Annotated in this window: 22 protein-coding genes; 12 read left to right on the forward strand and 10 right to left on the reverse strand. The window is 38.7% G+C overall.

Translation table 11 applies throughout. The annotated features are described in order from the left end of the window. Positions 1-755: 755 nt before the first annotated feature. The 6 genes from QPK98_RS06635 (at position 756) to QPK98_RS06660 (ending at position 8,492) form a co-directional block, all read left to right on the forward strand. Positions 756-1,955, forward strand: a complete 1,200-nt coding sequence (locus tag QPK98_RS06635; protein ID WP_310992313.1) for an aspartate aminotransferase family protein — start codon at positions 756-758, stop codon at positions 1,953-1,955. A gap of 126 nt (positions 1,956-2,081) precedes the next feature. Further along, entirely contained in the window at positions 2,082-3,482 is a 1,401-nt protein-coding gene (locus tag QPK98_RS06640; protein WP_310992314.1) for a tetratricopeptide repeat protein, read from the forward strand. Between the two features lie 35 nt (positions 3,483-3,517). Further along, entirely contained in the window at positions 3,518-4,501 is a 984-nt protein-coding gene (locus QPK98_RS06645) for a DUF368 domain-containing protein (protein ID WP_310992315.1), read from the forward strand. A 24-nt stretch (positions 4,502-4,525) separates the two neighbouring features. Continuing rightward, positions 4,526-5,551 (forward strand): DUF368 domain-containing protein, encoded by a 1,026-nt coding sequence (locus QPK98_RS06650; protein ID WP_310992316.1) that lies wholly within the window; start codon positions 4,526-4,528, stop codon positions 5,549-5,551. Continuing rightward, positions 5,544-6,275 carry a shikimate dehydrogenase family protein gene (locus QPK98_RS06655; RefSeq protein ID WP_310992317.1) on the forward strand — a complete coding sequence of 244 codons (732 nt, stop codon included), beginning with the start codon at positions 5,544-5,546 and terminating at the stop codon, positions 6,273-6,275. Before QPK98_RS06650 ends, QPK98_RS06655 begins: the two co-directional genes overlap by 8 nt. Before the next feature lie 102 nt (positions 6,276-6,377). Next, positions 6,378-8,492: a DUF349 domain-containing protein gene (locus QPK98_RS06660; RefSeq protein ID WP_310992318.1), complete on the forward strand. Its 2,115-nt coding sequence runs from the start codon at positions 6,378-6,380 to the stop codon at positions 8,490-8,492. A gap of 850 nt (positions 8,493-9,342) precedes the next feature. Here QPK98_RS06660 and mazG read toward each other — a convergent pair. The 4 genes from mazG to ruvX form a co-directional block, all read right to left on the reverse strand. Further along, positions 9,343-10,119, reverse strand: a complete 777-nt coding sequence (gene mazG / locus QPK98_RS06665) for a nucleoside triphosphate pyrophosphohydrolase (RefSeq protein WP_310992319.1) — start codon at positions 10,117-10,119, stop codon at positions 9,343-9,345. A gap of 225 nt (positions 10,120-10,344) precedes the next feature. Beyond that, complete coding sequence (locus tag QPK98_RS06670; RefSeq protein WP_310992321.1) at positions 10,345-10,800, reverse strand: DUF5606 family protein; 456 nt, start codon at positions 10,798-10,800, stop codon at positions 10,345-10,347. A 64-nt stretch (positions 10,801-10,864) separates the two neighbouring features. Beyond that, positions 10,865-11,455, reverse strand: a complete 591-nt coding sequence (gene def, locus QPK98_RS06675) for a peptide deformylase (protein ID WP_310992322.1) — start codon at positions 11,453-11,455, stop codon at positions 10,865-10,867. A gap of 119 nt (positions 11,456-11,574) precedes the next feature. Continuing rightward, complete coding sequence (ruvX, locus tag QPK98_RS06680; protein ID WP_310992323.1) at positions 11,575-11,985, reverse strand: Holliday junction resolvase RuvX; 411 nt, start codon at positions 11,983-11,985, stop codon at positions 11,575-11,577. A gap of 170 nt (positions 11,986-12,155) precedes the next feature. Here ruvX and QPK98_RS06685 point away from each other — a divergent pair, with 170 nt between their 5' ends. Beyond that, on the forward strand, positions 12,156-12,986 hold the full coding sequence (locus QPK98_RS06685; RefSeq protein ID WP_310992324.1) for a 2,3,4,5-tetrahydropyridine-2,6-dicarboxylate N-succinyltransferase: 831 nt from the start codon (positions 12,156-12,158) through the stop codon (positions 12,984-12,986). 57 nt (positions 12,987-13,043) lie between these two features. Beyond that, positions 13,044-13,559: a hypothetical protein gene (locus QPK98_RS06690; protein ID WP_310992325.1), complete on the forward strand. Its 516-nt coding sequence runs from the start codon at positions 13,044-13,046 to the stop codon at positions 13,557-13,559. A 73-nt stretch (positions 13,560-13,632) separates the two neighbouring features. Here QPK98_RS06690 and QPK98_RS06695 read toward each other — a convergent pair whose 3' ends face one another. Continuing rightward, on the reverse strand, positions 13,633-14,382 hold the full coding sequence (locus tag QPK98_RS06695) for a lipopolysaccharide kinase InaA family protein (protein ID WP_310992326.1): 750 nt from the start codon (positions 14,380-14,382) through the stop codon (positions 13,633-13,635). A 127-nt stretch (positions 14,383-14,509) separates the two neighbouring features. Here QPK98_RS06695 and QPK98_RS06700 point away from each other — a divergent pair, with 127 nt between their 5' ends. Continuing rightward, positions 14,510-15,586: a glycosyltransferase family 9 protein gene (locus QPK98_RS06700; protein ID WP_310992327.1), complete on the forward strand. Its 1,077-nt coding sequence runs from the start codon at positions 14,510-14,512 to the stop codon at positions 15,584-15,586. 89 nt (positions 15,587-15,675) lie between these two features. Here QPK98_RS06700 and QPK98_RS06705 read toward each other — a convergent pair whose 3' ends face one another. Then, entirely contained in the window at positions 15,676-16,497 is an 822-nt protein-coding gene (locus QPK98_RS06705; RefSeq protein WP_310992328.1) for a glycosyltransferase family 2 protein, read from the reverse strand. A 197-nt stretch (positions 16,498-16,694) separates the two neighbouring features. On the opposite strand from QPK98_RS06705, the gene QPK98_RS06710 reads away from it, so the two are divergent. Further along, positions 16,695-17,432 (forward strand): glycosyltransferase family 2 protein, encoded by a 738-nt coding sequence (locus QPK98_RS06710; RefSeq protein WP_310992330.1) that lies wholly within the window; start codon positions 16,695-16,697, stop codon positions 17,430-17,432. Positions 17,433-17,474: 42 nt separating this feature from the next. On the opposite strand, the gene QPK98_RS06715 is transcribed toward QPK98_RS06710, so the two are convergent. Continuing rightward, a complete protein-coding gene (locus tag QPK98_RS06715; protein WP_310992331.1) occupies positions 17,475-18,179 on the reverse strand; it encodes a polysaccharide deacetylase family protein in 705 nt (234 codons plus the stop codon). Between the two features lie 54 nt (positions 18,180-18,233). Here QPK98_RS06715 and QPK98_RS06720 point away from each other — a divergent pair, with 54 nt between their 5' ends. Beyond that, positions 18,234-18,995: a glycosyltransferase family 2 protein gene (locus QPK98_RS06720; RefSeq protein WP_310992332.1), complete on the forward strand. Its 762-nt coding sequence runs from the start codon at positions 18,234-18,236 to the stop codon at positions 18,993-18,995. A gap of 9 nt (positions 18,996-19,004) precedes the next feature. Here the strand turns inward: QPK98_RS06720 and QPK98_RS06725 are convergent, their stop codons facing one another. Together QPK98_RS06725 and QPK98_RS06730 are read right to left on the reverse strand one after the other, a co-directional pair. Then, entirely contained in the window at positions 19,005-19,790 is a 786-nt protein-coding gene (locus QPK98_RS06725; RefSeq protein WP_310992333.1) for a glycosyltransferase family 2 protein, read from the reverse strand. Continuing rightward, positions 19,787-20,653 (reverse strand): hypothetical protein, encoded by an 867-nt coding sequence (locus tag QPK98_RS06730; protein ID WP_310992334.1) that lies wholly within the window; start codon positions 20,651-20,653, stop codon positions 19,787-19,789. Before QPK98_RS06730 ends, QPK98_RS06725 begins: the two co-directional genes overlap by 4 nt. Before the next feature lie 109 nt (positions 20,654-20,762). On the opposite strand from QPK98_RS06730, the gene QPK98_RS06735 reads away from it, so the two are divergent. Continuing rightward, positions 20,763-21,722 carry a WaaS/CpsH family glycosyltransferase gene (locus tag QPK98_RS06735; protein ID WP_310992335.1) on the forward strand — a complete coding sequence of 320 codons (960 nt, stop codon included), beginning with the start codon at positions 20,763-20,765 and terminating at the stop codon, positions 21,720-21,722. A 13-nt stretch (positions 21,723-21,735) separates the two neighbouring features. Here QPK98_RS06735 and QPK98_RS06740 read toward each other — a convergent pair whose 3' ends face one another. Then, entirely contained in the window at positions 21,736-22,956 is a 1,221-nt protein-coding gene (locus tag QPK98_RS06740; RefSeq protein ID WP_310992336.1) for a glycosyltransferase, read from the reverse strand. Positions 22,957-23,149: the final 193 nt, after the last annotated feature.

Here is a 23,149-nt window from a genome sequence, read left to right on the forward strand (position 1 = left end):
TGAGAGGGTAGTCAGTGGTCAAACTACAAAAAAACCTCTGTGCCCTCTGTGCCTCTGTGGTGATTAGAGGATAGTTGGTAGCATTAGAAAATAACAAACAATTCCCCCTTCGGGGGGCTAGGGGGACTCGCTTTCAGTAGTCAGTGGTCAGTAGTCAGTAGTCAATGGTCAGTAGTCAGTGGTCAGTAGTCAGTGGTCAGTAGTCAGTAATCAGTAGTCAGTGGTCAGTAGTCAGTAGTCAGTAGTCAAACTGCAAAAAACCCTCTGTGTCCTCTGTGCCTCTGCGGTGATTAGAGGTGAGTATTCAAACTGCAAAAAACCCTCTGCGCCTCTGTGGTGATTAGAGGGTAGTTGGCAGTATTAGAAAATAACAAACAATTCCCCCTCGGGGGGCTAGGGCGACTCGCTTTCAGTAGTCAGTAGTCAGTAGTCAGTCGTCAGTAGTCAAACTGCAAAAAACCCTCTGTGTCCTCTGTGCCTCTGTGGTGATTAGAGGTGAGTATTCAAACTGCAAAAAACCCTCTGCGCCCTCTGCGCCTCTGTGGTGATTAAAGGTGAGTATTCAAACTACAAAACACTTCTCTGTGCCCTCTGTGCCTTTGTGGTGATTAAAATTGAGTACTCAAACAACAAAACACTTCTCCGTGCCCTCTGTGCCTCTGTGGTGATTAAAGGTGAGTCAGTAGTTGATAGGGGGTGTTCATTATAAAAAATCTTTGCACCTTTGTGCGCTACTTTCACCATACAAGAAAACAATGAAAGCAGATTTCTACAAATATCAAGCACAAACAACACCGCATCCTTTGGCAATGGAAATATCGCATGCCCAAGGCAGTTATATTTATGACGCCGCTGGCAACAAACACTTAGATTTTGTAGCAGGTGTTTCGGCCTGTACCTTAGGGCATTGTCACCCACGGGTGGTTTCGGCCATAAAATCGCAGACCGAAAAATACTTGCATGTAATGGTTTATGGGGAGTACGTACAGGAACCTACCGTAAACCTTGTAAAACTGCTTGCCAAAAACCTTCCGAAGAACCTAAATACCACCTACCTAGTAAACAGCGGCACCGAAGCTATTGAAGGCGCATTAAAACTGGCACGCCGGGCAACGGGAAGAAGTCAGCTGCTATACGCGAACAACGCCTACCACGGCAATACCATGGGTTCCATGAGCGTGATGGGATTTGAAGAACGCAAAAACGCTTTTAAACCCCTACTCCCCGATTGCTCCCCCATTCGCTTTAACAACAATGCCGATCTTGAAAAGATAAGCTCAAAGACCGCAGCCGTTATACTGGAAACTATTCAAGGCGGGGCAGGATTTATTGAACCGCAGAACGACTACCTAAAAAAGGTCAGGGAGCGTTGTAACGAAACTGGAGCGCTTTTAATTTTAGACGAAATACAACCGGGGTTTGGCCGTACTGGGAAGCTTTTCGCCTTTTCGCATTACGGCATTGTACCCGATATTTTGGTAATGGGCAAGGGAATGGGTGGCGGATTGCCGATTGGTGCCTTTACGGCTTCGCATGAAGTAATGGCATTGCTTCAAAACAATCCAAAACTTGGGCATATTACCACTTTTGGCGGGAACCCAGTAATTGCAGCTGCCGCTTTGGCAACACTTCAAGAATTAACGGAATCAGAGCTTATTCAAGATACCCTTCAGAAGGAAGAACGCTTTAAAAGCCGCTTAAAACACCCGTTAATTAAAGAAGTACGCGGTAGAGGCCTGATGCTTGCGGTAATAATGGAGTCTGCTGAAGTTGCATCGCAAGTTATTTTAGCCTGTAAAGACCGCGGATTGATACTTTTTTGGCTACTTTTTGAGGCTCGCGCCATCCGTATTACACCGCCATTAACCATAAGCAATGCCGAAATTGAAGCAGGTTGCAAAATACTGACAACTGTTTTAGATGATATTCTTAAACAACAAAGTCTTCGCAAATAGCTGATTATTAATTTCTTACAAACAATAAGCCTGTTAATAAGTCCGTTAACAATAAACACGGCATAACAATTGAACTTAAGTTTTGATTCTTATCTTTAAATTAAGAAGAAACGTTAAAACCTGTACATGCAATTAAGCTCAAACGATCATAACAATTTCCCACTGGAAAAATTTGAATCTATGTTGAAAACCAACAGTGTTCTGTTTTTTGATTCAGATGAATTTGAAGTGATAGTACACCACTATCTGGAAAATGGAAAGATGGCTTTGGCAAAAAAAGCTACCAAGTTAGGTTTGGAGCAACACCCTGCCTCCATAAACCTAAAGCTTTACAGGATAGAGATTTACATTTTTGAAGATAAGCTAGAGGTTGCCGAGTCTCTTTTAGACGAATTGGAACTTTTAGAGCCAAATAATGAGGAAATTTATATTCAAAAAGCCAATATTTATTCGCGTCGCAATGCTCATACAGAAGCCATTCGTCTCCTTGAAAAAGCTTTAGAAACAACAACCAACCACGCAGATGTATATTCACTCCTTGGAATGGAATATCTTTTTATGGAAGATCACGGGCATGCAAAACATTGGTTTATGCGGTGTTTAGAGGAAGATGAAAAAGACTACTCTGCGCTTTTCAACATTATTTATTGTTTTGAATATTTAGAAGAACACGAGGCTGCCATAGATTACCTAAACGATTTTTTAAATAAAGATCCGTATTGTGAAGTTGCTTGGCACCAGGTGGGGAAGCAGTATTACAAACTTAAAAAGTACAAAAAGGCCCTTGCGGCCTATGATTTTGCAATTATAAGCGACGATCGTTTTATTGGCGCCTATCTTGAAAAAGGGAGAGTGCTTGAAAAAATGAAAAAATACCATGAAGCTATAGAAAGCTACTCCATTACCCTAGGGCTAGACGATCCTACCTCGTACGCCCTATTGCGAATGGGTAAATGTTATGAGAAGTTAGGGAATGTAGAAATGGCGCTTCAGTTCTATACAAAATGTGTTGAAGAAGACACCTTGCTAGATAAGGGTTGGATAGCAATTACTGACTTCTATATTAAAAACAAGCAGTTTCAAAAAGCCCTTTACTATATTGAAAAAGCCATCAATATTGATGCACAGAACGTACATTATTGGAAGCGCTTTGCAAAAATAAACAACAAACTAGACCTTTATGAGGAGGCCGAAGTGGGCTATAGAAAAACCTTAGAACTGGGGAACTACGAGTTGGAAACCTGGATTACCCGTGGCGATATCCTTATCAACCTAGGCGAATTTGAAGCAGCAGTAAACAACTTTAACCAAGCTTTGGAGTTTTATTCCCAAAATGCTGAGTTAACATACCGGTTAGCAGGGCTTCACTACACCTTAGGTGAAACCGCAAAAGGTGCTTTTTTCCTAAAGGATGCGTTAAAAGCTGAGCCTGAGTTTTCAATGATTATTGAAGAGCTTTTTCCGCAGGTGTTCCAAATGAAAGCCGTTGTTGAAATAATTAAACAACACAAAAATCCTTCGCTTTAATTTGCGTATTTTTGAGGTTTTAGCAAATTACATCTATGCCTCAAAGAAATTTTCTCCAGTATTTAACTGTAACTGCCAAAGGTCTCGCAATGGGCGCTGCCGATGTGGTCCCAGGGGTATCGGGCGGAACAATCGCCTTTATATCTGGTATTTATGAAGAACTAATCGAGACCATCCACAAGGTTGACCTCGGGTTTTTTAAAACCTGGAAAAGGCAAGGGTTTTCAACTGCATGGAAAGATTACAACCTCTCCTTTTTGCTAGCGCTTTTTTTGGGCGTTTTTATAAGCATCCTCTCCCTAGCTAAATTAATTACTTGGCTATTGGTGGCCTATCCAATTATGGTTTGGTCGTTCTTCTTTGGTTTGGTAATTGCCAGTATTTTATACGTAGGGAAACAAGTTAGCAGCTGGCGCCCCAGCGTTATAGTGGTGCTCGTTCTTGCCGCATTGGTTTCGTATGCTATTACTATTGCAGACCCTATTGGATCTCCTGACAGCACGTGGTTTCTGTTTCTTGCAGGGTTTGTTGCCATCATTGCAATGATACTTCCGGGGATTTCTGGAGCGTTTATTTTGTTACTATTAGGAGCCTACACCGCAGTTATAGGGATTGTAACGCAACTCACCGAAGGCCTAACCAGCCTAAATAGCACTATGGTTTTAGAAGCCATGGGCAAACTGCTTATCTTTGCCGTGGGAGCTATTATAGGTTTAAAGGTTTTTTCCAAAGCCCTTAACTGGATGTTTAAGCACTATAAAAACCTAACCCTAGCCGTTCTTACAGGGTTTATGGTTGGGGCACTCAACAAAATATGGCCATGGAAAGAGGTTTTACAATATAGAATAAACCATGCTGGGGAAGAAATTCCTTTTATAGAAAAAAGTATTCTTCCTACTAATTACAGTGACAACCCACAAATAGTATATGCCATAATCTTTGCAATTATAGGCTTCTTGACCATTTTTCTTTTAGAGCGATTTGCAGCAAAGGACAAAGCAAAAAACAATACCCAATAACCCAACAAACACAAAAGTTAACCCGTGTACGAAAATCGTTCCTTTTCCGATAAACTTTGGCTCGTCCTCAAGGGCTTGGGCATGGGTGCGGCAAATAAGGTTCCAGGAATTTCGGGCGGAGTGGTTGCCTTTGTGGCAGGTTTTTATGAAGAATTTATTTACTCGCTTCAAAAAATAAACAAAAAGGCTTTTAAGCTCCTTATCGGCGGACGGTTTAAAAGTTTGTACCAATATACCAACGGTCAGTTTTTAAGCTTGTTGATTACCGGAATGGTTATTAGCTATTTTAGTATTTCTAAAATTCTGGACTACCTGATTATCCACTACGAGCTTTATGTTTGGAGTGCATTCTTCGGAATGATTATAGGCTCAATTTACTTTATTGCAAAAGATTTCGGCAGTTGGAATCGCAAGTATTTAGCCTATCTATTCTGCGGTATCATTGCTGGTGTGGCCATTAGCTTTCTAGAACCTGCCAAGGAAAACAGCAACCTTTTATTTGTATTTTTCTGCGGAATTATTAGCGTCTCCGGAATGACCTTGCCGGGGCTTTCCGGTTCGTTTATTCTTATACTCTTTGGAAATTACGTCTTGCTACTTGTTGATTCGGTCAACGCGCTTTTTGATACTTTTGCCAATGTTATTCAGTGGGATTTCAGTTGGATATACGATCCAGAACGCATCAAGCTTTTAAAGGTGCTCGCTGTTTTTTCACTGGGCTCCTTAGTGGGGTTGGTTTCCCTTTCGCATCTATTGGCATACGTTCTAAAACGCTTTAAAAAGGCTACTTATGCGGTAATAATTGGTTTTATAGCCGGTTCCTTAGGAATGGTCTGGCCATGGAAAGATGAGATATACGAAGGTTTTGATAAATATGGCTCCCCTTTAAAAGATGCCAACGGCAGGGATATTATTAGAGGCTACACCCGATATTTCCCCGAAGAATTTAGCACCGAAACCATTTTGGCAATCGCATTTATGATTATTGGTGTTGCCATAGTTTTAAGCCTAGATTGGTACGACAACCATAAAAAGAAACATCATGCTTAAATATGGATTAGTGGGAAAGAATATTAGTTATTCTTTTTCAAAAGCATACTTTACTGAAAAGTTTAAAAATGAAGGCTTACCCCATTCGTATGAAAATTTTGACCTCCCTAGCATCAATGCATTTCCACAGGTTATTGCTGAAACGGAGCAGCTAAAAGGTTTAAACGTAACCATTCCATATAAAGAAGCCGTGCTTGAGTTTTTAGATGAATTGGATGTTGACGCCGCAGCAATTGGAGCCGTAAACACAATAAAAATTACTAAAAACAATAAACTTAAGGGATATAACACAGACCATTATGGGTTTCAAAAATCCTTAGAGCCTTTTTTGCCACTTCAGAAAAAATCGGCCTTGATACTGGGTACTGGTGGCGCTTCAAAAGCCATTGCATTTGCCCTTAAATGCTTGGGCTTTACCTATACGTTTGTTAGCCGGAAAGCTCGTCCAGGGGTAATTACCTATTCCAGCTTAGATGAAAAAACAATCAAACAACATTTCTTAATTGTAAATTGCACCCCTTTAGGCACTTTCCCAAATATCGCGGATTGCCCACCACTTCCCTATTCCTATTTAACTGCAGACCACTTGCTTTATGACCTTATTTATAACCCTTCAGAAACGACGTTTCTAAAGCATGGTAAATTACAAGAAGCCCAGACGGTTAATGGTCTCGAGATGTTAAAAATGCAAGCCGAAAGAGCTTGGCAGATTTGGAATTCATAAAAACAGTAGAAATACAACCGAAATAACGGGCTGTACTTTGTCAATTCAGCAGTTGTTAGTATATTGACACTTTAAGAAAAATGAACCTAAACATTGAAACAAATGTCTGACGAAAAATTGCAGCCAGCGGAAAACGAAAAAGAAACTTCCACTACCAACCCTGCCCAGGAATCACAAGCTACTTCAGAAACTAACGAAACCCCAAAAGATGAAGCTTCAGGAAAGCCTGAGGATAAATCTGCTACTCAGGAAACTGCCAAAAATCAGGAGGAAAGTGATGTAGCCGAAGCTATGGTAGCCGAAAAGGAATCGGTTGAAGATAAAGAAACCGCAGAAGTTAGTGCGAAAGAAAAGATTGAAACTTCAGAAGAAGATTCCGAAGCTAAACCTAAAGAAGAAACTGATTCCGCTACCGATGAAGCTTCCGAAGATGAGGAGGAAGAAGTGAAATCTTCTGAAGACGACGACGAAGATGAGGAAGAGCACGAGGAAAAATCTCAGAAAGATTACAGTACGCTTTCCAAAAAGGAGTTGATTGCTGCATTGGACAATCTTCTAAAGACAAAAAAGATTCAGGAAATAAAACACGATGTTGAAGAAATTAGATCAGAGTTCAACGCGCAGTTTAATGATGAGTTAGAGCAAAAGAAAGAAGAGTTTCTTGCTGATGGTGGAAACATTATAGACTTTCATTATACCACTCCCCTAAAAAAAGAGTTTAATTCACTTTATTTTGATTACAAGGAAAAGCGCAACAAGCACTATAAAAACCTTAAAAAAGACCTTCAGGCCAACCTGGATAAGCGTTGGAAGTTGATTGAGGAGTTGAAAAGCCTTCTGGGTACAGAGGAAAACATCAACACCACCTATAAGCACTTTAAAGAAATTCAAGAAAAGTGGCATATGGCAGGAGCTATCCCGCGCGATAAATACAATACCGTTTGGAATACCTACCACCACCACGTTGAGAATTTTTACGATTTCTTGCACCTAAACCGCGAATTCCGCGACTTAGATTTTAAGCATAACCTAGACGCCAAGCTCAAGCTGATTACCCGTGCCGAAGAACTTGCACAGCAGGAAAACATAAACAAAGCTTTCCGCGAATTGCAGATGCTTCACAAAATGTGGAAAGAAGAAGTAGGACCGGTTGCTAAAGAGTATCGCGATGAAGTATGGGATAAGTTTAGCGCTGCTACAAAAGTGATCCACGATAAGCGTCAAGCCCACTTGGCCGAAATGGAGAAAGACTTTGAGGTAAATCTAGAGAAGAAAAACGAAATAATTGAAGCCATAAAAAAAGCTACGGAAGACGCTAAACCAAGTCACCAAGGCTGGCAAAACGCTATAAAAAAGGTTCAGGAACTTCGCGACGCCTTCTTTAATACGGGGCGTGTACCACGAGCTAATAATAAGGAAACCTGGAAAAACTTTAAGGCTGCTACAGGTAAATTCAACCATCAAAAAAACAGTTTTTATAAAAACCAGAAAAAGGAGCAATACACTAATTTAGAAAAGAAACGCGAGTTAATAAAGATTGCCGAAGAGAATAAAGACAGTGAAGATTTTGAGGCTACCACACCGTTGATGAAGAAAATTCAAAGCGATTGGAAAAACATTGGCCATGTACCTCGCCGCGACAGCGATAAGGTGTGGAAGCAGTTTAAAAAAGCCTGTAATCATTACTTTGACCGTATTCACGCACAAAAAAATAAAGCCAATAAGGAGGAGATGGTGCATTTTGAAGCCAAACAGAAAATGCTAGATCAAATGGATTCCTTTGAGTTAAGTGGTGATCATAAAACAGATTTACAAGGCATTAAAGATAAAATTACCGCCTGGAAAGAATTAGGGCGCGTGCCGTATAACAAACGCAAGATTGAGCAAAAGTTCAATAAAGCGCTAGACGGTCTTTTTGCCAAGTTGGATATGGGTAAAAAAGAAGCCGAACTTATTAAGTTTGACAACAAGCTAAACACCCTTGTAAATAGAGAGGACGAACGCAAATTAAAGAACGAACATTTCTTTATTTCGAAAAAGATTGACGAGACCAAAGACGAAATTAGACAGTTGGAAAACAACCTCGGCTTTTTCCGTCATGTTGACGATGACAACCCAATGGTTGTAGAGGTAAATAAAAATATTGAAAGACATAAGGAGCAACTTGAAGTCTGGAAAGCAAAACTTTCAAAAATCAGGAAAGTACGCGAAGATTAAAACTGGATAAAGCCAAGCCCTAACCCCCGAAGGGGGAATGGTTTGTCGTTTCTTAATGCTACAAACTACCCACTCACCACTACCCACTAATCACCACGGAGGCACAGAGGGCACAGAGGGTTTTTTGTTATAAAAGTAAGTCTGCGTGAACCCCATGAAATCGAAATTGAATAGGCATTGAAATTTAAAATCCTAAACATAAATCAATAGCCCGAACTGTTTTGTTTCCTGGTTCCTGGTTCTTGATTCCCTTTAGTCCTGTTTCTCAAATAATCACCACGGAGGCACAGAGGGCACAGAGGGTTGTTTGTAAGTAAGGGGTGAAAAAATATAATGGCAACTGTTTACTGATTTATTGAATTACTAAAAAAGAGAACCCCTAGCCCCCGAAGGGGGAGTGGTTTGTTGCAGCCAACTACGCTCTACCCACTAATCACCACAGGGGCACAGAGGGCACAGAGAGATATTGGTAAGCAGGTGGTGAAAAATATAATGGCAACTGTTTACTGATTTACTGAATTACTAAAAAAGAGAACCCCTAGCCCCGAAGGGGGAATGGTTTGTTTCAGCCAACTACGCTCTACCCACTAATCACCACAGGGGCACAGAGGGCACAGAGGGCTGTTTGTAAGTAAGGGGTGAAAAAATATAATGGCAACGGCTTACTGATTTATTGAATTACTAAAAAAGAGAACCCCTAGCCCCCGAAGGGGAATGGTTTGTTTCAGCCAACTACGCTCTACCCACTAATTACCACAGAGGCACAGAGGGCACAGAGGGTTGTTTGTAAGTAAGGGGTGAAAAAATATAATGGCAACTGTTTACTGATTTACTGAACGCTGAAGCCTCTCTACAAAAGTTTTGCTTCATTCCAATAAACATCCATCTCTTCCAAGGTCATTTCTTGTAAAGATTTGTTCATTTCTTTTGCTTTCCCTTCTAAGTACTGAAAGCGATTTATAAACTTTTTATTGGTTCGTTCTAAGGCATTTTCGGGATTCACATTGAGAAATCTGGCATAATTTATCATTGAAAACAAAACATCGCCAAATTCGGCCTCTATCTTGTCTTGGTTGTTTGCAGTAACCTCATGCTGTAACTCGCCCAGCTCTTCTTGCAACTTTTCAAAAACCTGCTGCGGTTCTTCCCAGTCAAAGCCTACCCCTGCAACCTTCTCTTGAATTCTACTCGCTTTTACCAAAGCCGGTAGGGATTTTGGCACCCCTTCTAAAACGCTTTTTTTACCTTCTTTTAGCTTTAGGTTTTCCCAGTTTCGTTTTACTTCTTCCTCGTCGGCAACCTCAACATCGGCATAGATATGGGGATGGCGGGAGATTAGTTTCTCGCAAATAGAATTACATACATCGGCTATATCAAAATCATCCGTCTCACTGCCAATTTTTGCGTAAAAAACAATGTGTAAAAGCACGTCGCCAAGTTCCTTTTTAACTTCTTCAAGGTCATTATCTAAAATAGCATCGCCCAGTTCATAGGTTTCTTCAATGGTTAAATGCCTAAGACTTTCCATGGTTTGCTTCCTGTCCCATGGGCATTGCTCTCGCAACTCGTCCATAATGGTTAACAATCTATCAAAGGCTTTTAATTGGTGTTCTCGGGAGGTTTTCATTGTTGGTATTTTCAAATTTATAATGACAATTTAAACTTTTTATACACATCTATAGTGCTACATAACACATAGATCAAAAAAAATCCCAGAATCCAAATTGGATTAAGGGATTTTTCAGTATAAATATAACTAAGTAGTTCCGTACCAAATTACTTATTTCGGGAAGCCGTACTTTTTGCAACTTCTTTTAACAAGAATTATCTTTGGTATTGTATCGCTTTCGGCTTATGCTTCATCTTTGACTTCGGCCGCTTCACCTGCTTCTTCTGCTTCTTCTGCAGGTTCTTCGGTTGGTTCGGAAAAATCTGTCAGTCCATTTTTCACGAGCAGGTTGTACCATTGCACGACCTTTTTTATATCGCTTACATAAACTCTATCTTCATCGTAATCTGGCATAACCTCAAAGAAAAATTCTTCGAGCTCCTCTTTAGCTACTTTGTGGTTGATTGTTTCCTTACCGTCTTCTTTTTCAGAAATCTTACTAAAAACTTCTCTAAGCGGCACTTCTTCCGTCAAGGTGTAAATAGCAATCTCAGAAAGCAAGCTAACATTATGGCGTCCGCTTACGTTAATGGTTTTGCCATCTAATAACGATTCTGCAAGAAAGCCGGCACGGGTCTGCGTTTTAAGTTTGTAGAGACCGGGTTTCCCGGCAATTGAAAGCACTTTTTCTAAGCTCATAAAGTTTATTTATTTTTTTTCAAGGTTGCAAATATCTTTGGTTTCATCCATATACACAAGCCTGTTAACGTTTCTTTTTTGCTTTTGGGAATTTCATTCTATAATCAATATTTACTTTTCCCTTTGAAATGTTTGTCAACTTGCTTTTTATCAATCGTTTCTTTAAAGGCGAAAGTTTATCGGTAAAAAGAACGCCTTCAATATGATCGTATTCATGCTGAATTATTCTGGCGACAATCCCCTTATACGTGTCTTTTTGTTTTTTAAAGTTTTCGTCTAGATATTCAATTACAATTTCCGGCTGCCTAAAAACATCTTCACGCACATCAGGGATACTCAAGCATCCTTCATTAAAGGCCCATTCGTCTCCGGTTTCCTCCACAATTTGTGCGTTGATAAACACTTTTTTAAAACTTCCCAAAAAACTGCGCTCTTCCTCGGTAAGGTCTTCATCGTCCTTAAATGGGGTTGCATCAACAATAAATAACCGCAGCGGCATATTAATTTGTGGTGCTGCAAGGCCAATACCGTGCGCCTCGTACATGGTTTCAAACATGTTTTCTATAAGCGCATCCAGTTTTGGATAATCTTTCGTAATTTCTTTGGTCTCTTTTCTTAAAACGGGATCGCCGTAAGCAACTATTGGTAAAATCATTTTTGTGTTGTCTAATTTTTAATGAAGAATAAGTATCGTTCCAAGCTCTTGATGCTTTAAAACCAGAAGTCAATTTGTTACTCTTTATGTTCTACTCTTTCCTCCTTATTCGGTATTCGTTAATTGTTATAAAGATATTCTTGTAAAATTATTGTGGCGCTAATTTCATCAACTAGGGCTTTATTGCGTCGTTTCTTCTTTTTTAAGCCACTGTCTATCATGGTCTGGAAGGCCATTTTACTCGTGTACCGCTCATCAACTCGTTTTACTTCCAGGTTGGGAAAAAGTTTGGTAAATTTTTTTAAGAACTTTTGAATTTCAGGCTCAATGCTGGAATGAGTACCGTCTTTTTGTTTGGGTTCGCCCACCAAGACCAATTCTACTTTTTCCGAAGCGATATAATTCTTCAAAAAATCCATTAATTCAGCAGTAGGTACGGTTGTTAAACCTGAAGCTATCAGCTTCATTTCGTCTGTAATGGCAACACCTGTGCGCTTACTACCGTAATCTAAAGCTAAAATTCTTCCCATATTATGCGCAAAAATAAGGGTTTCGGAAATAGTATGCTAAAAATCCCTAGTTAATTGGTTTGGAGGTTTTATATTTGTGGAAATTGGAAACTAGACTGAGAACCATAATTTAGATACCTGTTGCATATTAATTTTGGTGCTCTGCTTCACATAAAATATTTTAATATACCATGACCGAACTTCGAAATACTATAGAAAAAGCCTGGGAAGACCGTTCCTTACTTACCGAAACCGAAACAATTGTAGCCATACGCCAAGTGGTTAACTTGTGTGATAATGGCGAACTGCGCTGTGCAGAACCAATCACTGCCGAAGATGGCACCGAAGGCTGGCAGGTTAACGAATGGGTGAAAAAGGCCATTGTTATGTATTTCCCCATCCAAAAAATGAAGACTTTAGAGGTGGGCATTTTTGAATACCACGATAAGATACCCTTAAAATCGGGATATGAAACAAAAGGCATTCGCGTAGTACCGCATGCGGTTGCACGTTACGGCGCCTATATTTCAAAAGGCGTAATCCTTATGCCAAGCTATGTAAATATTGGGGCTTATGTAGAAGAAGGAACCATGGTAGATACATGGGCCACTGTAGGCAGTTGCGCGCAAATTGGTAAAAATGTACATCTTAGTGGAGGCGTTGGCATTGGTGGTGTTTTAGAACCGTTGCAGGCCGCTCCAGTAATTGTAGAGGACAATGCTTTTATAGGCTCAAGGTGTATTGTGGTAGAAGGGGTTCGCGTTGGAAAGGAAGCTGTTCTTGGCGCTAACGTTGTGCTTACCGCCTCAACAAAAATTATTGATGTAACCGGAGATACGCCAAAAGAAATTAAAGGCTATGTGCCAGCGCGTTCGGTGGTTATTCCGGGGAGTTATACTAAAAAATTTCCAGCTGGAGATTATCAAGTACCCTGTGCGTTAATTATTGGTAAGCGGAAGGCAAGCACCAACTTAAAAACATCTTTGAATGATGCGCTTCGCGAATACAATGTTGCCGTTTAATAGTATTAATTTGATCAATTTTAATTTATCTTAGCTAACTAATTATAAACATATACCATGAAAAAACTATCGACAATTTTTCTGCTTTTACTTACAGCTTCGCTTTGTGCCCAAAACAGCACTAAGGCAACAGACAGTTTTATGGTACAGGGAGCAATAAAGAACGAGCTGAACTTCAATTTGGACTTTCTTAAAAAGTTTGAGTCTAAAGAAATCAACCAGGCTATTGTTACAAAATATCGCGCCGCCTCTGGAAGCACTGCTACACAGCTAAAAGGAGTTCTGCTAAAAGATTTATTAAAAGGTCAACGCTATAACGTAAATAATCCCAACGAGCTAAAAAAGCTAAGTTTTATCTTGAAAAACACAGCTGGCACCGAATTGGTTTACTCTTGGGATCAATTGTTTAATTCTGAAATTGGGAACACTACCTACATTGTTCTTTCCACTTTTGGAAAGCAATTTGAAGCCATGAATGAGCGCATTTTAGTGGTCGTGGGGTCCGATTCAGCTTCGGGGCGTAGCTATCTTGAGAATTTAAGTGAAATTGATGTGCAAAAGGTAAATAAATAGCGCTTTAGACAAGACTTTTAATAAGCGAAAACTTTTGGCAAAAACCAATACTGCTTTACAGTATAAGTTTTAATCACCTTTTTCGGCGTCGGAGTTTTTTGCTGTTTACTTTTTTTTGAAACTGGCGGCTATATTGCAACATTAACGCATGGGTTTCGTCATAACGCTTGCCGTAAAGCTTAGCGTATTCGGTTGCCATTACCTTAACCATGGTTTTTGAAAGCCAAAGCCGCCTAAAGTTGTGCATTCGTTTTTTAAAGTCCATAGACTCAAATCGCATCCGGTTTAAATCTATCAGGTAGAAGTCGTAAACATCATTTCCCTTGTTTAAGATTAGGGTATTTCCCGGAGAGTGATCCAAGAAATTCACACCGTTTTCATGCAGCTTAAAGGTGAAGTTGGTAAACTGCTTTAAAATGTCATTTCTGTTTTTAAAGCTTGGATTATGAATTAATTCGCGAAAATCAAAATCGTAATCCACGTGTTCGCTTACATAATAACTTTCCTTGAGTCCGCCAGAGAATACTTCTAGATAAGCAATAGGAAAGGGTGTTTTGATATTAAAACCGATTAGTTTTGAGGCATATTCAAAAGATCGTTTTGCCTTACTTTTCCGAAGAAATTGATACACAAAAGATTGAAAGCCATTGGGCGTTTTAAACTTCTTAATATTGACCGTAACACCTTCAATAGCTACTTTTTTAATTATATTTCGATCCCCTTGTGTCACATATTCTCCTTTTTCTGAAAAATTGTGAAGTACATCACTTAGCTTTGTAGCCAAGTGGGCATAATTAGGATGAATTACAAAATTCTCTCGCATTTGTAAAATAAAAGGTATTTTGCGAAGGTAATCCATTAAGATTCTTGCCCCAACCCTAAAAGGAAGAATTTTAAGGCAAATAATTTTTTCCGACGATAACGATTAGCGGTCTGGGGAGACAATGCGTATGAAGAAAATACTCGTAATACAGAATAAAAGAATTGGCGACGTGCTAATAAGCTCGGTTATTGCCAACAATATTAAAAAGGTATTTCCGAATAGTGAGGTAACCTATTTTGTATATGAATACACTGCGGGCGTATTGGAAAATAACCCGAATATTGACCGTGTTATTGCGGTTAATGAAAAAAAGCTAAAGAGTTATTTAGCCCTACTGAAGACTATTTTAAGGATTAAAAAGGAAAAATACGACATTATTTTTGACCCGTATTCCAAGCTTCAAAGCAGGCTGATTTGCCTATTTTCCGGTGCTAGGTATAGAATAGGGCTCAAACGCGCCCACAAAGAATTAAAGCTTCCTTTTTATACGCATCCGGTTAGTTTTTTAGAGAATCGTTCCAAGACCTGCGGAAAGGCAATTGAAGACCGAATTAACATGATAACCTCTGTTTTTGAGCTGAAGGAACCCGAATACGCCCCAAAAATATTCTTGACAGCGGAAGAAAAAAACTACAGCAGAATTGACTCCTTACCCAAGCCTATAATCATGTTGGGCATTTTAGGCAGCACCCCTCAAAAATCGATGCCTTATGAATATATGGTCGAACTAATAAATTATATAACCGAGAATTACCACGGCACGATTCTCTTTAATTATATGCCAGACCAAAAAGCGGAAGCCTTAAAAGTGTACGAAATGTGCCGCGATAAAGACCTCATAAACCTAGATATTTATGAAGACAACATTCGTGGGTTTATAAAACTGGTAAATAAATGCGACCTATTGGTTTCCAACGAAGGGGGTAGCGTACACATTACAAAAGCCGTCAACATCCCTACGTTTACTATATATTCGCCTTATGTAAACAAGGAGCACTGGAGCAGTTTTGAAGACAAAAAACACCATGATTCAATCCATTTAATGGAAGAAAAGCCCAATCTCTTTAGCAGTTTTACCTTGGAGGAACGTCGCGGAATTGAAGAAGACCCACATTCGCTTTATAAGGAATTGACCCCAGAAATGATACTTTCAAAGTTAAGACCTTTTTTAGAGCATCACTTATTGACAGCTTCAAAGGTGTAGCGCTGTAAAGATTTCCTTTATTGTAAGATGAATTTACAGCATACAAAAGCAGAAATAAGCTTCAAGTTTATCCTCAAATAGTACGAATACTACTCTTTTACTATTCCAAAGGAAGTCCATTTCTTTTTTTCGTCTCTGGTTTGCTTCCGAATTGCCAAGTTCTTATTAATGGAGTCTTGGTTTTTATACCCGCGCGGATGATCAAGGTGCAACACGATGGCATTGTAGCGAATTTGCTTGCTTTTTACACCTAAATTTGTGAGTCGCTCTCCCAATTCACGATCTTGGCCACCGTATTGCATACGTTCGTCAAAACCATTTACAGCAATTATATCTTCTTTCCAACCTGAGGAATTGTGCCCATTCCAACTAGGATTAGTAGGCGTAAAAGAATTAAGCAATCTTGGATTGATAAAACCCGAATCCAGTTTATTGTTTCGAAAAGAAGATTTTAGGCCATGCGATTTCAACCAAGAAAGCTGAAAACATTTTTCTGTATAAATTTCGTCTTTCGTTATGGTTTCAGAAATATTCATAGGAAGCATAAAATAGCCACCAGAAAGAAAATAACCTTCTTCCCTGTATTTAACGTGCTGCTCCACAAAATCCTTACGCGGAATGCAGTCGCCATCGCTCATAATTATATATGGCGTATTGCAATGTAAAATAGCCTTATTAAGAATTTGTGATTTCTGGAAACCATTGTCCTCATGCCAAACATGCACGATAGGAAAAAACACCTCTTCCTGCATGATTTTGAGCAAGTCGCGCGTTTCATCGGTAGAACCGTCATCCGCAATTACAATTTCAAATTGCCTATAAGTTTGATTATTGTACCCGTACAGGACTTTTTCCAGCCAGTCGGTGGAATTATAAGTACTTATAATTATAGATGTATCTAGTCGTTTCATCTTTGCAAAGATAAAGTTATTTATCAAGTTGCCTTAGGTTTAAAAAAAGTTGTAATTTCGGAAAAAATAAAACCGCCACGAATTCACGAATAATTTTAGAAAGACCTATCAGTTATAAGAAACCTTATAAGTACACGAATATCCTGCAAGGTTTTTAAAACCTTGTAGGAGATTCGTGCATTCGTGGCCACAAAAATATGCCAAAACTCACAGTAATCATACCCACTTTTAATGAAGAAGCGTATCTGAAAGATGCACTATTCTCAGTTTCTTTTGCTGATGAAATTATTGTTGTAGATTCTTTCAGTACCGATAAAACACCTGAAATTGCCCAAACGCATGCTTCAAAATTCTTACAGCGGGAATTTGATAACTTCTCAAACCAGAAAAACTTCGCCTTAAAAGAAGCAACTGGAGATTGGGTACTTTTTATAGATGCCGATGAACGGGTTACGCATTCCTTGGAATCAGAAATTCTAGAAACTATTGCCAACCCCAAACACACTGGTTACCTTATTAATTTCCCTCATTTTTATATGAATCGGTTTCTCTACCATCACAGCGACGATGTTTTACGACTTGTAAAGCGAGAAGGCGCCCATTTTACGGGATCGGTTCACGAAAAATTACATTGTAGTGGTAGCGTTGGTAAGTTGGAAAACAAAATGCTCCACTTTACCTATAAAGGCCTGCGAAATTATATTACTAAAAAAGAGCGTTACGCATGGTTTCAAGCAACTAACCTTTTTAAAAAAGGTAAAAAGACTACCTGGCTTCACTTAATTTTCAAGCCGGGATACCGTTTTTTTAGCTCTTATATTCTAAAGGGTGGATTTAGAGATGGAGTTCCCGGACTTACCGTAGCCGCAGTCAATGCTTATGGCGTATTTCAGCGGTATGTAAAATTAATGCTTCTTCAGAAGGGAATGCGCTAAAACCTTAGATTACTGGCAATACCACCGCAACCTAAAGTTTCTCTAAAGGTATTTTCCGAATTTAATTTTACGCTTAAATTTTGATAGGGACCATTCGCCCTTTATATCTATTCTTTGAATTTGGTAGGGATTCTTAAAAGGGAAGTCATTTATCCTATTCCCGACTCTGAGTCCGTATTGGATTCCATTTTGAGCCAGTATTTTATTAAACGTCTTGTTTTCGGGATCTTTTCTAGGGAATTTCCCATACGGATACGCCAGTACAGGCGAAAACTTCAGATCATGTTCCTCAATAAATTCAATACATCGCCGTGTATCTGCCTCAACCTGGGCAGCAGAAAGTTCACTATACGCCAAATGCTGAAACGAATGAAACCCCAGCTCTATGGTTTCTCGATCCAAAGCTTTTAATTGGGCTACTGAGAGCATAGGTAGCTCACCTGTATTCCATCCGTCTTTGTTGCCAAGAAATTTCAACGGAGCAAAAAACGTGGCCTTTAAATTGTATTTTTGAAGCAAGGGTAAGGCAATTTCCTTATGGCTTAGGTAACAATCATCAAAAGTTATAACAATGTTCTTGCCCTTAGGTAAATCGGTTAAATCCATTAGATCGGCTAAATGGTGACTTTGGAATTCGTTTTCCGACAAGTATTTAAACTGCTCTTCAAGGTTCTTCACCGATATGGTCAAGCCCTCGCCTTCCCCAGAAATTACATGATGGTACATTAAAATGGGAAGCTTTGCCATATTGGGGTTTTTGTATTGCTAAAATTTATACTTTTACGCAAATTACAATTCTTTTTGGAAACCCCTACAAAAATCTCCGCGCTCGCCATTACGCTCAACGAAGCCCACAACATTGAAGCTTACCTTAAAGGGCTTTGGTTTGTGGATGAAATTGTGATTGTAGATTCTTTTAGTAGCGATGAAACGGTGGCATTGGCTTCAAAACACGAAAAAGTTAGGGTTTACCAACGTAAATTTGACAATTTTTCAGCACAAAAAAACTTTGCTATCTCCAAAGCAAACAACGATTGGGTTACCTTTTTTGATCTTGACGAAGAGGTAACCGAAGCAGTGGCAAAGGAAATTGTAGAAATCGCTAAAAACCCAAAAGCGATTGCTTATTTTGTTAAACGCGATTATAACTTTATGGGGAAGCGTATAAAATACAGCGGCTTTCAAACCGATTTTGTAATTCGTTTCTTTAATAAAAATTACTGCCGTTACAATTCAAACCTCGTTCATGAAACTATAGACGCCGATGGCAAAACCGAAAAACTAACCCATAGCGTTCCGCACCACACCTATAAATCTTTTGATCATTATACGGCAAAACTTCACCAATACAGTAAGCTTCAAGCAAAAATGCTTTATAAAAAAGGCAAGAAGCCAAACCTGTACCATTTTCTGTTTAGGCCGTGGTATCGGTTTTGGCACCAATATATAATTAGATTGGGGATACTTGATGGCAAGGAAGGGTTTATTTTGGCCTATGTAAGTGCGTTTTCGGTATTTAAGCGATATGTGAATCTTTGGCTGTTGTATCGTAAAATTGACTGAGTGTAAAAACTACAAATATTTATCAATCCCTTTTTCGCACCATTTACTTTTTTCAGCAAGCGCTTTTTCCTGTAAACTATCGTTGATTTCAAAACGGCTTTGGTCCTTTACCTTGTGCCAAATATGATAAACAATGCCACGGTAACGCAAGCGCCTTCCCAAAACGCCGTTATGCATCATCCGTATAATCAATTCGGAGTCTTCTCTGCCCCAGCCTTCAAATGCTTCGTTATACCCATTTACAGCAACTACATCTTTTTTCCAAAAGGAAACATTACAACCTCTCATTTTATGTGAAATTTCATCGGTAGTTTTATAAAGATTGCTCAAGGCTGGTACGCGAAGATTTCTGGTGCGTTTTTTAATTCCCTTGGCAAAGAAGCTGAAGGTTATCTTTTGTGAAGCAAATAACTTCGGAATAAATTGCTCCTGAATATTGACCCTACTGCCAAAAAGATAAACATTAGCAACTGCCATTGCCTTATGGTCGCGCACAAAATCTTTGTGCATTATACAATCGCCATCAACTTGAACAATGTAATCTCCTTTTGCCGCTGCAATCGCTTTATTCAAAATAATTGCCTTTCTAAACCCCTTGTCTTCATGCCAAAAATGCCGAATTGGAACCTCGTTTTTACTTTGAAAACTTCCAATTAATTGTTTGGTCGCTTCAGTAGAACCATCATCTGCAATCAAAACCTCATCTGGCTTGACGCTTTGGTTCTCCAAACTCAACAAAACTAATTCTAAGGCTTCCGGCCAGTTATAGGTGGAAATTAATAAGGAAGTTTTCATTTAAAAAGGTGTTTAAAGTATTGTCCAATGTTCTTTTTAAATAGAAACCAAGACGTTGGGTGTAATTCTGGCTTTGCATTTAGCTGCCGCTTTATTTCATCCATATCTTTGGTGTCTATATAATCCAAGGTTTTCCATCCTTCGGGCTGCAAATAGAAAAAATCTTGCATTTCCTTGTAATTGTCTTTGTTTACTGAACGCCACTTTTCAACGTATTGCTCAATATCAAAATCTTTAGAATGACCCCAATTTTTAAGTTTTGTCATTAAATCGGCTTCACTTCGAGAAATACATTCGTGCATCAACAAATTATCGGTATAGATAATTCGCTTTCGGTTTTGACGGGCAAAAGTGTATTCGGGATAATTGGTAGCAAGCAAAACCTTTGTAGGGTTGTCAACATAGAGCAAACCATCATCGGTGTATTTATACATATTGATAAGAAATCCAGCAATCTGAACCGGGGTCTTTTCGGGATTGTTTAAAAACGCATCATACTTGCGCAATGACTTAACAAAAGTTGAAAAATCTACAAAATACTCATCGGCATCTACTTGCACCAACCAATTGCCAAGGCCCATTTTCTCAGAAAGCATGGTGCGCTCGCGGGTATCGTTTTCAATGGCGGAAAGTTCGGGAATATAGAAGTCGTCTTTATAAATCTGTATTTTTTTCTCAGTATCAAATTCTTCAATCCATTCGTAAAAGCTAGGAGAGACCTCAAAGTTCTTACCAGACCAAGTTCTATACTCCTTATCTTCAGCAATAAAAATAGCATCGGCTTCCTTATAAACAGGAGGAATTGCTTTCTTTAGATTTTCATAATCGTAAGACAACAGAAAACCGACGTGAATCTTTTTCATTTCTTTAGCGTATTTGATTTATATGCTGCAAAGATCATTTCAAACTTTTTCCAAAGATACATTTTCGCTATTAATTCGAGAATATTTCTATTTTTACCAAAATCCTCTTATGAAAATATGCCTTATCAGTTTTGATTTTTGGAACTATGACCATCACATTGTTGATGCGCTTCGGGAAAAAGACATAGCTGCGCACCATATTAATCTTAGAAGTTATAAACACAGCTACCCTACTCCATTCCATCGTATTGGAAACTTTTTTGGCAAGCTCTTTTTAAAACGAAATATCAAAAAAATAAAGCGGGAAGAATATATTATAAACGAACTTGCTGCACTGGGCAAACAGGATCAAGTTCTTGTAATAAACCCAGAAGTAATCTCAATTGCTACGCACCAAAAGATAAAGTCTTTTACAAACCGATATATTGCGTATCTCTATGATAGTAGTAAACGAAACCCTATTTCGCATCTTTTAAACATCGATCTATTTAACGAGGTTTTTTCTTTCGATTCAGAAGACGTAGCCACTTACAACCTAAAACCACTTACAAATTATATTTATTTTGATAAAAAACCACTATTAGATAACCGTGAAATAAAATACGATTGTTTTACTATTACTTCCATCGACGAACGCCTTGCTGCTTTAAATAAAATTTCGGAATATTTTAGGGAGCAACAGCTGGTCTCCCGTTTTTTGTTGGTTGGAAAAAGAGAACCTGAAAGCTTACATGAGGATATTATTTTTTCGCAAGATAGAATGAATCAGGACGAGTTGCATGAAAACATCGCTAAATCAAGGGCTGTTCTAGATTTACTGCGAATAGACCAAACCGGAATAAGTTTTAGGGTTTTTGAAGCAATGGGGTTTCAGAAGAAAATCATTACTTCTAATAAATACATTCAGGATTTCGATTTCTACAATCCCGAAAACATTTTAATCATTGACCCCGAAAACCCACTAATTCCTGAAAGCTTTTTAAAAACCGCCTACGTACCGATTCCGCAAGAAGTTTACCGAAAATATACTTTGGAAGGTTGGGTGGAAAAAGTGTTTAACCTGAATTAGGTTTTAGTTAAGTTTAGGTGAGGATTTTCGTCACATTTTCTTCTATTTGGGCCAAAGAAAAAGGTTTCAATATCTTTTCAGAATTATTACTTACTTGCCGCCATAGTTTTTCATCATTATAAAGCGCTATTATCTTTTCAGCAAAATCTATTGGATCGTCCATTGATGCAATCATATGATCTTCATAAGGCGAAAAATCAAATCCTTCTGCACCAATTTCAGTAGTGATCAACGGAAGTCCAAACTCTAAACTTTGTCCGATTTTCCCTTTAATTCCAGCGCCAAAAGCTAGTGGCGCGACAAACAACTTCGCCTTATTGAAAAACTCCGAAATATCCTCAACAAAACCCAAGACTCTAAAGTTTTCTGAATTGAGATCCAAAATTTCTTGAGGGGCATAACTTCCTATGATGTCAATTTTCAGAGCAGGTAATTCCTTTAACAAGATTGGGAGGATCTTATCATGAAGAAATCTAACGGCTTCCAAGTTGGGCGCATGTATAAAACTTCCTATAAACAGGAGGTTTTCGCGTTGATCAAAATTTTGAAAACCTAAATTTTCATGTTTAAATTGATGGATATTTCCAACTATTGCCATATCCACTTTCTTCTTTAACAATGGCAGGAGTTCCCGTTTATCTTCTGCTGTAATTGGCACGACCACATCTGCCATTTCAGCATTGTGGAGTTCCATTTTTAAGTATTTCTTCATCTCCTGTTCTAACTCAGAGGCTTTGCTTAGCTCCCACTTCCGTTTTAATCGCAGATAATGAAAGTCTACCATGTCAAAAATCAACTTTGCGTTAGATTGTTTCTTGACTAATTCGTAATACTTATAAAAAATATCGGGCCGATGGAGCCAAGCAAAATCTATATGTGGCGCTATCAGCTGAATAGATTTTTCTCGGTCAATCAATTTATTATTGCCATCTAAGCCAGGCACATACACAACTGCCCCCATCTCTTTATATTTTTGACAATATTCATCCTTAAACCGATACTCATTGGTGTCCGCCATCAAAAAAACATTGAAATCGCGTTTTAGGACAATCTCAATTATGTGAAAAAGACGCCGAGATCCTGAATCCCTATCATATTCCGGCACCATAGAATCAACGATAAGCACGCCTTTTTTAGTTGAATCAAAGTCGGCTAAACTTAAATAATTTTCTTCCCTTCGAAATTTACGTTCAAGAGCCTTCTTTCTAAGCTTATGCTTTACTTTTTTGTACATCAGAATTTATTTGTTTCAAAAATACCAAAGAGGAGATAACTTTAATTAAATACATTGAAATTTATCGTGGTTCATCTTCTAATAAAATAAATAGGTGTAAACTAATTTACATTTACCTTTGCATAATAATCGCCAATGCATATTTATGGCTTGTCCAAAAAATGACTGGCAAAGCAAATGCATTTTACCTATA

It is taken from the genome of Aequorivita marina (assembly GCF_031631895.2).
Taxonomy (GTDB): domain Bacteria; phylum Bacteroidota; class Bacteroidia; order Flavobacteriales; family Flavobacteriaceae; genus Aequorivita; species Aequorivita marina.